This is a genomic window from Olleya sp. AS48 (assembly GCF_038900355.1).
Classification (GTDB): domain Bacteria; phylum Bacteroidota; class Bacteroidia; order Flavobacteriales; family Flavobacteriaceae; genus Olleya.
In genome coordinates this window covers 1-14,525 of sequence record NZ_JBBMRD010000008.1, presented here as the reverse complement: position 1 = coordinate 14,525, position 14,525 = coordinate 1, and the positions used below count along the sequence as shown (strand labels likewise).

General features: G+C 32.3%; 13 protein-coding genes. 10 read left to right on the top strand and 3 right to left on the bottom strand.

Translation table 11 applies throughout. The features are described 5' to 3' along the window. The first annotated feature begins 209 nt into the window (after positions 1–209). Positions 210–1,190: a hypothetical protein gene (locus tag WNY60_RS10730; RefSeq protein ID WP_342862362.1), complete on the top strand. Its 981-nt coding sequence runs from the start codon at positions 210–212 to the stop codon at positions 1,188–1,190. Between the two features lie 3 nt (positions 1,191–1,193). On the opposite strand, the gene WNY60_RS10725 is transcribed toward WNY60_RS10730, so the two are convergent. Next, on the bottom strand, positions 1,194–2,465 hold the full coding sequence (locus WNY60_RS10725) for a DUF1343 domain-containing protein (RefSeq protein ID WP_342862361.1): 1,272 nt from the start codon (positions 2,463–2,465) through the stop codon (positions 1,194–1,196). Positions 2,466–2,473: 8 nt separating this feature from the next. Between WNY60_RS10725 and WNY60_RS10720 the strand changes: the two genes are divergently transcribed. The 3 genes from WNY60_RS10720 to WNY60_RS10710 all read left to right on the top strand — a co-directional run bounded on the left by WNY60_RS10720 (position 2,474) and on the right by WNY60_RS10710 (position 5,776). After that, the gene (locus WNY60_RS10720; protein ID WP_342862360.1) at positions 2,474–3,709 is read left to right on the top strand and encodes an FtsX-like permease family protein; all 1,236 of its coding nucleotides are present in this window, start codon (positions 2,474–2,476) and stop codon (positions 3,707–3,709) included. Positions 3,710–3,986: 277 nt separating this feature from the next. Continuing rightward, the gene (locus tag WNY60_RS10715; RefSeq protein ID WP_145002575.1) at positions 3,987–4,967 is read left to right on the top strand and encodes a pyridoxal-phosphate dependent enzyme; all 981 of its coding nucleotides are present in this window, start codon (positions 3,987–3,989) and stop codon (positions 4,965–4,967) included. Positions 4,968–5,347: 380 nt separating this feature from the next. Next, a complete protein-coding gene (locus tag WNY60_RS10710; RefSeq protein WP_028283634.1) occupies positions 5,348–5,776 on the top strand; it encodes a peptidylprolyl isomerase in 429 nt (142 codons plus the stop codon). Positions 5,777–5,872: 96 nt separating this feature from the next. On the opposite strand, the gene WNY60_RS10705 is transcribed toward WNY60_RS10710, so the two are convergent. Further along, the gene (locus tag WNY60_RS10705; RefSeq protein WP_342862359.1) at positions 5,873–7,057 is read right to left on the bottom strand and encodes an MFS transporter; all 1,185 of its coding nucleotides are present in this window, start codon (positions 7,055–7,057) and stop codon (positions 5,873–5,875) included. A 136-nt stretch (positions 7,058–7,193) separates the two neighbouring features. Beyond that, complete coding sequence (locus WNY60_RS10700; protein WP_342862358.1) at positions 7,194–7,910, bottom strand: DUF6090 family protein; 717 nt, start codon at positions 7,908–7,910, stop codon at positions 7,194–7,196. 155 nt (positions 7,911–8,065) lie between these two features. On the opposite strand from WNY60_RS10700, the gene WNY60_RS10695 reads away from it, so the two are divergent. The 6 genes from WNY60_RS10695 to WNY60_RS10670 all read left to right on the top strand — a co-directional run bounded on the left by WNY60_RS10695 (position 8,066) and on the right by WNY60_RS10670 (position 14,418). Further along, on the top strand, positions 8,066–9,340 hold the full coding sequence (locus WNY60_RS10695) for a DUF2851 family protein (RefSeq protein ID WP_342862357.1): 1,275 nt from the start codon (positions 8,066–8,068) through the stop codon (positions 9,338–9,340). A gap of 12 nt (positions 9,341–9,352) precedes the next feature. Continuing rightward, entirely contained in the window at positions 9,353–9,580 is a 228-nt protein-coding gene (locus tag WNY60_RS10690) for a PspC domain-containing protein (RefSeq protein ID WP_028283630.1), read from the top strand. A gap of 3 nt (positions 9,581–9,583) precedes the next feature. Then, positions 9,584–10,609 carry an NAD-binding protein gene (locus WNY60_RS10685; RefSeq protein WP_342862356.1) on the top strand — a complete coding sequence of 342 codons (1,026 nt, stop codon included), beginning with the start codon at positions 9,584–9,586 and terminating at the stop codon, positions 10,607–10,609. 92 nt (positions 10,610–10,701) lie between these two features. Further along, the gene (locus WNY60_RS10680) at positions 10,702–12,318 is read left to right on the top strand and encodes an alanine/glycine:cation symporter family protein (protein WP_145002560.1); all 1,617 of its coding nucleotides are present in this window, start codon (positions 10,702–10,704) and stop codon (positions 12,316–12,318) included. A gap of 18 nt (positions 12,319–12,336) precedes the next feature. After that, positions 12,337–13,224, top strand: coding sequence for a helix-hairpin-helix domain-containing protein (locus WNY60_RS10675; protein ID WP_342862355.1), 888 nt, complete (start codon positions 12,337–12,339; stop codon positions 13,222–13,224). A gap of 24 nt (positions 13,225–13,248) precedes the next feature. Beyond that, positions 13,249–14,418, top strand: a complete 1,170-nt coding sequence (locus WNY60_RS10670) for an acyl-CoA dehydrogenase family protein (protein WP_145002554.1) — start codon at positions 13,249–13,251, stop codon at positions 14,416–14,418. The last annotated feature ends 107 nt before the right edge of the window (positions 14,419–14,525 follow it).

Below are 14,525 nucleotides of genomic sequence, written 5' to 3'. Positions count from 1 at the left end.
GGTATATTTATTGAATATCTCATAATTAATTAGCGGTTAAAGCTTTAAATCATTGATAATCAGATAAATTAACTATTCGTCGACTATTTTATGTAGTTCGGCTAATTATATATAAATTATGTTCAGATTTGTATGTAATATCCCAATTTCATAATACATTTGGTCTCCCTTATAACTGATTTTTAGCGTAACTATATAAAATTTATATTATGATTAGGCAAAAAATAACATTCCTACTATTCTTAATGTTAATGCTAAGTACTTCGGTATTTTCGCAAGTTAAAACAACTATAGTTGAAAATGTAAATGCAACCAAAGCAGGACTTGTTCATGTACTAAACAGAACAGGAGATACTATTATACTTAAAAGTAGCTCATCTATCTATAGATTTAGTTTTTTATATCATTCTCAAAAAGAGTCTGTTTTAATGGATCTAGATAGTAAGGAAGCAAAAATTCCATTACACCATTTTGAAGTAGGACAATATACCGTTGTTGCCTATCGCGAAGATGCTGTATATCCAATTTCTTTAAACAGAGTTGGTGCTATTACTAAGCCAATAGATGCTATTGCAGATTTAGAAGAAGATGTTTTAAGAGCCAGTTTGTCTAATGACGAGCAACGTAAAAGAAATATCAAGCCTAGACACAATTCAAGTAGTGACACACGTTTAGCTAGTGTTGCAAATAAAAGCAAAGAAGCTGCTGAAGCTAAAGAAAGAGAACAAAGAGTGTTGATAAAAAGAGCAGCAGAAGATACAGCTAGAAAAAATCAGGCTTTAGCTGAAGCGAAACAAAAAGAGCAAGAGCAAAGAGAATTAATTAAAAAAGAAGCTGAAGCTAGATCTAAACAAGAACACGCTTTAGCGGAAGCTAATAGAGCAAAAGCTGAAAGAGAGAAAGCAGACAGACAATTAGCACAAATTGAAGCTAATAAACAAGCCATAAAAGAGAGAGCATTAGCAGAAAAAAGAAGAGAAGAGTTAAGAGCTATTGCTGAAGCTGAAAGAAAAGAAGCAGATGCACGTATTGCAAATGTTCAAACTGTAGCGACAGAAGACAATAAGCATGAGAAAAAAGAAGTCAAATATAACATCTCTGTTATACAAGATGGATCTGTAGAAAAGCAAACCAGAGAAGAATACAGAAAAGAAAACTTAAGACCTAACGGTTTGCCTTACGAAGATTAATCTTTATTGATATAATAAATAAGGTTTACGTTTAACCATAAAATCATTCAAGCCACTTGTCCAAGTGGCTTTTATTTTGTCCTCACTCCAACCTGCTTCAATTTGTTGTTGCAGTTTTTTAGTACCAGCAAGTTTTGTAAAAAAGCCATTAGCAATAAAAAAATCAGATTTAGTGGATGTAGTATTGTAAGCGTTAATCAAGTAGCTTAAGTTTAAACCACTTTGTTGTTTAATATTACTTAAATTATAACCATGGCATACTTTGTTTTCATGCTTTGGGTATTTAGCACCTTCGTTAGATTTAGGCGTAAAAGTATAATCTGTTTTTGGTAAAAAAGGCGAACCATATATCTGGAACTGCAAATCCGTACCACGACCAGCACTTACATTAGTACCTTCAAAAAAGCATAAACTAGGGTATAAGTTTATAGCCTGAACATTAGGTAAGTTTGGAGACGGTTTAATAGGTAAGTCATAAGCCATTTGTCTATTGTAATTTTTTATAGTAATTACTTTTAAATTACACTTTACGCCATTGTTTAGCCAATTTTCGCCATTAATCATTTGTGCATATTCACCAATAGTCAAACCATGCACTACAGGTACAGGATGCATACCTACAAAGCTAGTATGTTCTTTTTCTAAAATTGGACCATCAATATAATGTCCATTTGGATTTGGTCTATCTAAAACAATCAAGGTTTTATTTTGTTCAGCGCAAGCTTCCATGACATAATGTAAAGACGATATATAGGTGTAAAAACGTGCACCAACATCTTGAATATCAAAAATAACAACATCAACATCTTGTAATTGTGCAACGGTAGGTTTTTTATTATTTCCGTATAATGATATTATAGGTAAACCCGTTTTTGTATCAATACCATCTTTTACCACTTCGCCAGCATCTGCAGTGCCTCTAAAACCATGTTCTGGAGCAAATACTTTTTTAACAGTAACACGTAGGTCTAGTAAAGTATCAACAATATGGGTATTACTATCATAGGTTGGTGTTTTACTAAGGGAAGTATTTTTAAAGATCACGCTAGTTTGATTAGCAACTATACCAACACGCTTCCCATTTAATAAAGGTAAATACGCTTCGGTTTGGTTGGCTCCAACAATAATAGGCTTAGTTGTGCTGTTATCTAAAGTAGTTTCGGTTTTAGCCAAAACAGTATTAGTTTCATTTATATTATTTTTCGTTTTAGAAGCGCAAGAAATTAGTATTAAAACAAATAATAAAGCTGTATTTTTGAAAACATTAAATCGCATAATCTAGTTTGAATTTCGAGTTTTTTATAGCTAAACGCATAATTGATAGTAAAGCGTATAAAAGTAGCATATCGGCACCAATAATAAAAATTGGTATCGTAGCAATTGCATTAGGTATTATTGTAATGATGATTGCTATTGCAACAGGTATTGGTTTACAACAAAAAATCAGAGAAAAAGTAATCGCTTTTAATGGTCATAGTATTATTCAAAATTACGATAATAACAACTCGCAAGAAAGCATAAGACCAATCTCTACCAATCAAGACTTTTATCCAACATTTAAAAATGTACCAGAAGTAACACATATACAAGGTACTGCAACTAAATCCGGAATTATTAGATTAGAAAACGATTTTGAATATGTTGTTATAAAAGGTGTAGGCGCAGACTACGACTGGCAATATTTTGAAACATTTTTAATAGACGGTCGCTTACCTGACTACACAAAGGATATCAGTACAGATGTTTTAATATCGCAATACCTAGCTAATAGATTACAATTAAAATTAAACGATCGTATAAACACTTATTTTTTAAGAGAGGACACGACCAAACCTCCACGTGTGATTACCTATAATATTGTGGGTGTTTACAATTCAGGTTTGCAAGAGATGGACCAACTATATATGATTGGTGACATCAAACAAATCCAACGATTAAACAAATGGGAGGACGACCAAGTAGGACGTTTCGAGGTTTTTATTGACGATTATAATACCTTAGAAGCCACAGGAGATGCCATTTTTAAAGAGGTGCCTTCTACATTAAATGCTAAAACGGTTGATAAAGAATATCCCTTTATATTCGAGTGGATTAAAATCTTTGATAATAACATTTACGCCATCATCGGGATTATGATATTAGTAGCAGGTATTAACATGATCACAGCATTGCTAGTCTTAATTTTAGAACGTACCCAAATGATAGGTATCCTAAAAGCCTTAGGAAGTGCTAACAATAGCATTCGTAAAATATTTTTATACAACGCAGCCTATTTAATATTAAAAGGACTATTTTGGGGTAATGTCATAGGATTAAGTTTACTATTATTACAAAAATATTTCGGTTTATTCCCATTAGACCCAAAAACCTATCACGTCTCTGCAGTGCCAGTTTACATTAATATAGGTTACATAATAGCGTTAAACATTGGTACCTTTATTTTGTGCTTGTTAATGCTGTTAGTCCCATCATATATTATTTCAAAAATTTCGCCAGTAAAGGCCATCCGTTTTGATTAAATAATTTGGGCGTTACCACAAGGGTCGCGTCATCCACTATATCTTTTTTGCGCATAAGCGCGCACAAAAAAGGATGTCGTTTCTACCGCTAACGCAATCAAAGCTAAGGACAGTTTTAAAATAAATTAATGTAGTTTTAACTTTCAATTTTAGACAATTAACGTACTTTTGCAAAATCAAAATTAGAAACAAGCACGTCTTAATTTCAAGCTTTAGCTTAAAGGATTAATCATAAATTAGACGCTTTTTTCTTCAATAAAAAAAATAAAATACCTTAATGAAATACGCAAATAACATTTTAGAAACCATCGGTAATACACCATTAGTAAAACTAAACAAACTAACAGCAGAGTTACCATGTTTAGTACTGTCTAAATACGAAACCTTTAACCCAGGAAACTCCGTTAAAGACCGTATGGCATTACAAATGATAGAAGATGCAGAAGCAGATGGACGTCTTAAACCAGGAGGAACAATTATAGAAGGGACTTCGGGTAATACAGGAATGGGATTAGCACTAGCAGCAATTATAAAAGGATACAAGTGTATTTTTGTAATGGCAGATAAACAAAGTAAAGAAAAGGTAGATATCTTAAAAGCAGTAGGCGCAGAGGTAGTGGTTTGCCCAACAGCAGTTGAGCCTGAGGATCCAAGATCTTACTACTCGGTATCAAAAAGATTAAGCACAGAAATAGAAAACAGTTGGTACGTAAACCAATATGATAATCCAAGTAATGCCAAAGCACATTACCAAAGTACTGGACCAGAAATCTGGGAACAAACAGATGGTAAAATCACGCACTTTGTTGTTGGTGTAGGTACAGGAGGAACAATCTCTGGAGTTGGTAAATACTTAAAAGAACAAAATCCAAATATTAAAATTTGGGGAATAGATACCTACGGATCGGTATTTAAAAAGTACCACGAAACAGGGATTTTTGACGAAAACGAAATCTACCCATACGTAACAGAAGGTATTGGAGAAGATATCCTTCCAAAAAACGTAGACTTTAGTATTATCGATGGGTTTACTAAAGTAACAGATAAAGATGCTGCAGTATATACACAAAGACTATCAAAAGAAGAAGGTATGTTTTTAGGTAATAGTGCAGGAGCAGCAATTAAAGGTGTGTTACAATTAAAAGAGCACTTTACTAAAGACGATGTTGTAGTGGTATTATTCCATGATCATGGAAGTCGTTATGTTGGTAAAATGTTTAACGACGACTGGATGCGTAAAATGGGTTACATAGACTAATCCTAATTAATCTAATAATTTAAAAAGCTCACAAAGTAACTTGTGGGCTTTTTTTATGACCTACAATTTACTAAAATGTTACATGGGTATTTTGCAGTTTTGACACCTTAATTTTTTGTTATTTACATAAACATGACAGAGTTGCTGATTTGCGTAAATAAATATTTTTTAAATTTTATAAACACTAAAAACAGCTACAGTACTATCACCAAAGGAATGGGAGGCGTTTAGTAAATCGCAATTTAAGCTAAAATAGGTTTGTTGACCCTTAGTGTAGGGTTTGGCTTGGTTTTAGCGTTTAACCTGTCAGTACGTTTAAACTATAATAATTACAGCATAAAAATTATGCAAAACGTACGTTTTAAAATTTATAATGTAGTATGAATCAAGTAAAAGAAAACAACACAGTTAAAGTAAATTACACAGGTAAATTATCTGATGGACAAATTTTTGATACGTCTGAAGGAAGAGAGCCTTTAGAGTTTACTTTAGGTCAAGGACAATTAATTCCTGGTTTTGAAAAAGGAGTTATTGATATGAAATTAAACGAAAAAAAGACCATCACAATTGCTAAAGAAGAAGCTTATGGTGATGTTAATCCAGCTTTAATTCAAGAAGTAAGTAAAGCAGATTTACCTCAGGATATGACGCCAGAAGTAGGTATGGGATTAGTGTCTAAAACACAAGATGGTCGCGAGACTAACTTAATGGTAGTAGAAGTTAAAGAAGAAACTATCGTTTTGGATGCAAACCATCCATTAGCTGGTAAAGATCTTGTTTTTGATTTAGAAGTGGTCGACATCAAATAATACAAGTTATCAAATAAAATAAGTCGCTTATTTTATAAATATCCCAATACGGATTGTGTGTAGTAATACAACAATTAGTATTGGGATTTTTTTAGTTTATTGGCTAATAGTAGGTTTCTTTTTATCACTTAAAGCAAGTAAACCCAAAATTGGACCTAAAGCTAAAATCACATAAATTCCATTGGAAGTAGTCGTTTCAATTAAAGCAGTTAATAATTGTATACTTATTATAGAGATTGCAAAACCAATACAATTTACAATAGTAAGTGAGGTGCCTTTAAGTTGTGGTGTTGCACTTTCAGCAATTAAAGTCGATAATAAAGGTGAGTCAGCAACGACCACCATTCCCCAAAACATTAAAAAACCAACAAATATATTTGTTGAGGTTACTGTAAATAGTAAAGGCGATAGTAAACAACAAATACAAGATAATAGCAATGCTATAAAAGCAGTCTTTTTAGTCCCAATACGTTGTGCAGCATAGCCACTTATAATACAGGCAACACCTCCTAATCCAATAATTAAAAAAGATAATAGCGGAATATTTAAATCTGCAATACTATGGTTAATACTATATTGTTTAAGCATTATTGGTGTAAAAACCCAAAACGCATATAATTCCCACATGTGACCAAAATAACCAAAAGCAGCATGTCTAAAGTTGTGTTTTTTAAAGATTGTAAAACACGCTTTAAAAGTAGTGTGTAAACTAGGTTTACGATAAGGACCATTTGGTACTAAAAATAAAATTAATAAACCTCCAATTACAGCAAGTGTGGATGTTGTAATTATTACAGACTTCCATGGATAGCTACTTGTAAAATCTTTTAATAAATGCGGAAAAGCAGTACCAAGCACTAAAGCGCCAACCAAGAAACCAAGCGATTTACCCAAACCTGTATTAAAGTAGTCCGTTGCTATTTTCATACCAATAGGATAGATACCAGCTAAACAAAAACCTGTTAAAAACCGAAGCAGTAATAAGCTTGTTAAAGTATGTCCATTCCAGATAATAGCTAAGTTAAAGGTTGCTCCAAACAAGGCGCTTATAAAAAACACTTTGGATGGCGAAAAGCGATCTGCAATTGTTAAAATAGCAAATACTAGTGTTCCAATAATAAATCCAAATTGTACGGCAGATGTTAAATGCCCTAAAGCACTAAGCTTTAAATTAAAATTTAGGACCATGTCATTAATCACACCATTACCTGCAAACCAAAGTGAGGTACAGCAAAATTGAGCGATGACAATTATGGGTAGTATTAGTTTAGCGCGTTTCAATACTAGTAGATGGCTATATTATGGTCTGTTAAGCGAAGTTAAAGGTTTTAATTGATTTACTAAGTGTGTTTGTGTAGGTTTAGTAGCGTGATTTAGCGATCAAATTAGCTATAATTATTTATATGTTGTGGTTTGGTTATTTATCTATTCGTTTTAAAATAGCTGCTCTTATATTTTTAAATTCAACTATTCCGAATTGCAAATTTGGAAGATAAGCATTGTATAATTTCTGGTAACTACTTATAACATAACGTCTATATTCTTGACTATTTACAAAATAATCTTGCAGCTCTTCACTGCTATTATCTTTTGTTATTCTTTTGCTTATCCATTCTGGATACCACTTGTAATTATCTCTAAATATATTTACAACTTGGTAGCATTCGTCAGAAATTTTTTTCTCTATAGTGTTAAGGGTTGTTGAAGTATCATATAATTCAATTAAGTGCAACGATAAACTATCTTTTGAAGCGATTGATTTTAAGCGTTCAATACCACCTTTATTCATATTAATTATTGGACCTCCAGCCATTATTCTAGATAATCCATCGTCTAATAAATCTACTGTTCTAGTATCTAAAATGACAGCATCATAAATGGGTTTAATAGAATCGTAAAATTTGATAACGCTTGAAAACTCGCTAATATCATTATCTAAATCAAGTGCAATCTGGTTGTAAATATCTATAATTTCAGATTGTTGCTTTCGGTTCTCATTCCAATTGTTAATCTGTAATGCAATTAAAATTCCAATAACTACAAGTATTATTTCTCCGATTGCGTATTTAATGTACTTTCCCAGTTTTCCTTCTGAAAGTAAATTTTGTCTAATTTTTCTAAAAAAATTTATCATTGGTTAGCGGTTTGTGTTAATGATACGTAACATATAGATAAGACAAGTTTTTAATTTGCTTTATCCAAGGTTCAGTCAAGTTAATAGTTTTAAGTTTAGAAATCAATACGTATAACTACGTATTTTTCTTACATAAAAAAGTGTAACTTTAAGCCATGCAAGAAGATTTTTTACACTATCTCTGGAAACTTAAAAAATTTGAAACCTTAAATCTCCAGACCACAAAAGGAGAGCAAGTTGTTATCCAAAATGTAGGTACACATAATTATCATACTGGTCCAGATTTTTTTAATGCGCAACTTATAATTGCTGGTCAATTATGGGCTGGCAATGTCGAGATCCATATTAAATCTAGCGATTGGTACGTGCATAATCATGAAGTTGATCCAAATTACGATAATGTAATTTTACATGTTGTTTGGGAGCATGACACACCTGTTTTTAGAAAAGACAACTCAGAAATCCCAACCATCCAGCTTAAGAATTATGTATCACAAGTGGCTTTAAATAATTATGCTAAGTTATTTAATAGTAAACAAACTTGGATTAATTGCGAAAACACGATTACTAATGTTACTCCTTTTGTTGTCACAAATTGGTTAGAGCGTTTGTTTTTTGAGCGTTTAGAGAGTAAAGCAAAAGCTATTGAAGCGATATTAAAAACTTCTAATAATAACTGGGAAGCTGTTTTGTTTAAATTACTTGCTAAAAATTTTGGTCTTAAAGTTAATGGCGACGCTTTTTTTAGTTTGGCTAATAGTTTTGATTTTTCGGTCGTTAGAAAACAGCAAAGTAATTTACAAAGTTTAGAAGCTTTGTTTTTTGGTCAAGCAGGTTTATTGGATCAGGATATTCAGGAGGCGTATTATATTGCACTACAAAAAGATTATGCGTTTTTAAAACAAAAATTTAAAATTGATAATGCTAGTATTAGTCCGTTTCAGTTTTTTAGACTGCGTCCACCAAATTTTCCTACGATTAGGTTGTCACAATTAGCCAATGTATACCATTTGCACCAAAACGTGTTCTCAAAAGTTATTGCTTCGGATAGTGTTGCGGATATTTATAAATTATTTTCGGTGTCAACCTCACCATTTTGGGAGTCGCATTATACGTTTGACAAAGCATCTTCAACTAGAAAAAAGCAAATTACAAAGTCTTTTGTGGATCTGTTATTAATAAACACAATCATTCCGCTTAAATTTTGTTATGCACAACAACAAGGTAAATCTATTGAGGAAGAGATTGTTAGTTTAATGCAACAACTAAAACCAGAAAAAAACGGAATAGTAGATAAGTTTGCTAGCTTAAAAGTGGTTTCCGGATCAGCGTTGGATAGTCAAGCAGTTATTCAGCTTAAAAATTTATATTGCGATACAAACCGTTGCTTAAAATGTGCAATTGGTAATACTATACTTGCACAAAATTAATTATCTTGCAGTATGCAATTTTTATATAAACAGCTACACTATTTTCAAAAACGAGGCTATCACGTCTGTCAGCGTATTGCAGATCGTTTGGGTATTAGAGCCAAAGTGGTGCGCACCACGTTTATGTATTTAACCTTTGCAACACTAGGTTTTGGTTTTGCGTTGTACTTATTTTTAGCATTTTGGATGCGCATAAAAGATATTGTATACACTAAACGCTCATCTGTGTTTGACCTTTAAATTATGACTAACCCACTAATTACGCTTTACAGATCTAAAATATATACTGCAATTGCATTATTAATTATACTATTAGTTATTGGTGTTATTGGCTTTAGATTTATGTCTCACTACACTTGGGTGGACGCTTTTTATATGACAGTAATAACTATAACTACTGTTGGCTTTGGAGAGGTGCAACCTTTAGACGATAAGTCTAAAATTTTTACAATATTTTTAATTTTAAACAGTGTTGTAATTGTAGGTTATGCTTTAACTATTATTACCGAATTTATTTTAAGTAAAAATAATATTGAAGAACTAAAACAAAAGAAAATGCAGAAAAAAATTGATGCACTAAATAACCATATTATTATATGTGGTTTTGGTCGAAACGGTAAACAAGCTGCAACCAAATTATTGGCGCATAAGCAACCTTTTGTAATTATAGAACGAAACAAAGAGATTATTGAAAAATTTGAAGACGACAACACACCTTTTGTTTTAGGTAATGCTAATGAAGATGAAATTTTATTACAAGCTGGAATCACTAGAGCAAGCACCTTAATTTCTGCCTTACCAAATGATGCAGATAATTTATTTGTGGTATTATCTGCAAGACAAATGAAAAATGATTTACGCATTATAAGTCGTGCTTCTCAAGAAACTTCTTATGAAAAATTAAAGCTAGCTGGTGCCAATAACGTGATTTTACCAGATCGTATTGGTGGTGATCATATGGCTTCCTTAGTGGTTGTACCAGATTTAATAGAGTTTATTGATAATCTAGCTATAGTAGGAGAAAGTAATATTAATATTGAAGAAGTACAAGTAGAAAAACTTTACGATCCTAAAACAGGAATCAAGACTATTAAAGACTTAGACTTGCGTCATAAGACAGGATGTACAGTCATTGGTTTTAAGGATGGTAATGGCGAGTATATTGTAAATCCTGAAGCCGAATTAAAATTAGTGCCTAACTCTAAAGTTATTGTCCTTGGACGACCAGAACAAATCCAAAAACTAAACACTGTTTTTAGTTTAGACTAATTAATGTATTTAACAAGAATTCTTTTAAAAATTCAGCATTTTTTTGCATCTTGCTAATCTTAACTTAAAATTAACTAACAAATAAATAAATTATGAAGAAATATCTTCTCTCGATGTTTACATTAATATTACCATTGCTAACCTTTGCTCAAGATAGTACAGCAGATAATATAGACGCTATCTTTAAAAAATATACAGGTTGGTTTGTTGAAGGTATTTTCTCTGAAATTCCTTTTACAGATACTATAAGAATTCCATGGGTATTAATTGTTCTTATTGGAGGTGCTTTATTTTTTACAATTTATTTCAAGTTTATCAATTTTACTGGATTTAGAACTGCAATTAAGGTAGTACAAGGTAAATATGAAGATATTGAAAAACATGGTGTAGACTCGTTATATGGTGATCAAACACCAGGAGGAGACATTATTGAAACAATGAAGGCTGAAGGTGCAGATGGAGAAGTGTCTCACTTCCAAGCGTTAACAGCAGCATTATCTGCTACAGTAGGTTTAGGTAATATTGCAGGTGTGGCTGTAGCACTATCAATTGGTGGTCCAGGTGCAACATTTTGGATGATTATTGCAGGTCTTTTAGGTATGGCATCTAAGTTTGCCGAGTGTACTTTAGGTGTAAAGTATAGAGATGTAGGTGAAGACGGAACAGTATATGGTGGACCAATGTACTACCTAACTAAAGGATTAAAAGAAAAAGGAGCAGGTGGAATTGGTAAAGTTTTAGCTGTGCTTTTTGCAATATTTGTAGTTGGTGGATCTTTTGGAGGTGGTAACATGTTCCAAGCCAATCAAGCAGCAGCTCAGTTTACAAAATTATTTAATCTTACAGGAGAAAATGCAGGAATGTACTTTGGTATTGTAATGGCTGTATTGGTAGCTATTGTAATTATTGGAGGTATTAAGCGTATTGCATCAGTAACAGAAAAAGTAGTGCCATTTATGGCTGGTATTTATGTATTAGCAGCACTAATTATATTGTTTGCTAACTTCACGTTAATTGATGATGCGTTTATGGCGATATTTAATGGTGCATTTACACCATTAGCAGGATTAGGTGGTGTTATTGGAGTAATGATTCAGGGTGTACGTCGTGGAGCATTCTCTAATGAAGCTGGTGTAGGGTCTGCAGCAATTGCACACTCTGCTGTACGTACTAAATATCCAGCAAGTGAAGGTATTGTTGCGTTATTAGAGCCTTTTGTAGATACAGTTGTTATTTGTACTATGACAGCTTTAGTAATTGTTATTACAAACTTTGATGGTGGTTTTATGGAATATGGAGTAGAAATTAAAGAAGGTGTAGAGATTACAGCTACAGCTTTTGATACGGTTATTCCTCACTTCTCAATTGTGTTAACAATAGCAGTTATTTTATTTGCTTTTAGTACAATGATTTCTTGGTCATATTATGGTATGCAAGGATGGGTTTTCTTATTCGGAAAAGGAAAAATTACAGATTTAATTTATAAAATTTTATTCTTATTATTTGTTGTTGTAGGAGCTTCGATTAGTTTAGGAGCTGTTATTGACTTCTCTGATGCTATGATTTTTGCAATGGTAGTGCCAAATATTATTGGTGTAGTTATGTTATCTCCAGTTATTAAAAAGGAGCTTACTAAGTATATGAATGCTATCAATAAAAAAGAAGATGCAATTGAAGATGGTGCAACAGATTTAGTTGATGAAATGTAAAATATAAAAAACATTATAATGACTTTTAAATCCCACTTCCAGTTTTCTAAAAAGCAACGAAGTGGGATTTTTTTATTGCTATTAATTTTGATTGTTGTGCAAAGTTTTTATCACTTTGTATTACCAAAATTGATGGATACAAATCCTGATTTTGCTTCAAATGATACAGAAGTTATTGCATTTGTAAAACAAATAGACTCGCTTAAAGCAATTCAATTAGAAAAACGTAAGCCAAAGATTTATCCCTTTAATCCAAATTTTATTACAGATTATAAAGGTTACACTTTAGGATTAAGCAATCAAGAGATTGATAGATTGTTAGCTTTTAGAAAGCAAGACAAATGGATTAATTCTGTAAAACAATTTCAAGACGTTACTAAGGTATCCGATTCGGTATTGAACAAAATTTCGCCTTTTTTTAAATTTCCTGATTGGGTAACAAATCCAAAGCCAAAGCATGCTAATTTTAAAACAGGTTATTCAAAAACAGTAAAAACCGAAGCGCAGAAGCTTGATTTAAATTCCGCTACAGCGATACAATTACAAAAAGTATATGGCATAGGACCGTCATACTCTGAACGTATCATTAAATTTAGGAATAAAATTAATGGATTTCACTCGTTTATTGAGTTGCAACAAGTATACGGATTAACGCCAGAGGTTATAGATAATATTAAATCGGATTTTAGTATTAAAACACCAAGAGCAATTACTAAAATTGCATTAAATACAGCAACTAAAGAGCAGTTGGTGACTATTAAGTATATTGATTATGAGGTAGCACACAGTATAATTGAAGAACGCACCTTGCGTGATGGGTTTAAGTCCATTGACGAATTAACAAAAGTTAACGGTTTTCCTGTTAATAAATTAGAGATAATTAAGTTATCTTTACGTCTAGATTAGAACTTAACAATAACACAACGTATTATGGAAAATATGTACTTCAGTGAAGAGCATAATTTATTTAGAGAAAGCTTATGCGAATTTTTAAAAAAAGAAGTCGTACCTCATATTGATAAATGGGAAAAAACAGGAAGTATAGAACGCTTTATTTGGAAAAAATTTGGCGATATGGGCTTTTTTGGTATTAGTTACCCAGAGCAATATGGCGGAATGGATTTAGATATTTTCTATATGGTTATTTTGCTAGAAGAATTACAAAAAATCAACTCAGCTGGTTTTGCTGCAGCAATGTGGGCACATGCCTATTTAGCAATGACGCATTTAAAAGCAGAAGGTAGTGATGCCATAAAAGAAAAATATCTAACAGCTAGTATTACTGGAGACATGATTGGATGTCTTTGTATTACAGAACCTTTTGGAGGTAGTGATGTTGCAGGAATGCGATCTACAGCTGTTAAAAAAGGAGATACATATGTAATTAATGGATCAAAAACCTTTATTACAAACGGAGTATACAGTGATTATTTAGTAGTTGCAGCAAAAACAAATCCAGAAATAGGTAATAAGGGTATTAGTATTTTCTTAATTGATAGAGATACGCCTGGTGTGTCTGCAACTAAATTAGATAAATTAGGTTGGAGAGCATCAGACACTGGAGAGATTGCATTTGATAATGTAACAATTCCAGCATCTAACTTAATGGGAGAAGAAAATAAAGGGTTTGCATACATCATGCAACATTTTGCGACAGAGCGTTTAATTATGGGTGTAAATGCACATGCTAGAGCAGAGTTTGCTTTGGATTACACGATGCAATACATGTCAGAGCGTACAGCTTTTGGTAAAACAATTGACCGTTTTCAGGCATTAAGACACCGTTTAGCAGACCATATTACTGAAGTAGAAATCTGTAAAACATTTAACTATACAATTGCAGATAGATTAGGAAAAGGTGAGTACGTAGTAAAAGAAGCTACGATGTCTAAATTAAAATCTACAAAAGTAGCAGATGAGGTTATTTACGATTGTCTTCAGTTTTTAGGTGGTTATGGTTACATGGAAGAATATCCATTAGCAAGACTATTAAGAGACAGTAGGCTTGGACCAATTGGTGGTGGTACTTCCGAAATCTTAAGAGAGATTATCGCTAAAATGGTAATCGATGGTAAGGATTATAAGCCAGCTACAAAATAATTTGATTAGCTTTTTAGCGAAAATTATTCAAGATTATCGCTAAAATGGTAATCGATGGTAAGGATTATAAGCCAGCTACAAAATAATTTGATTAGCTTTTTAGCGAA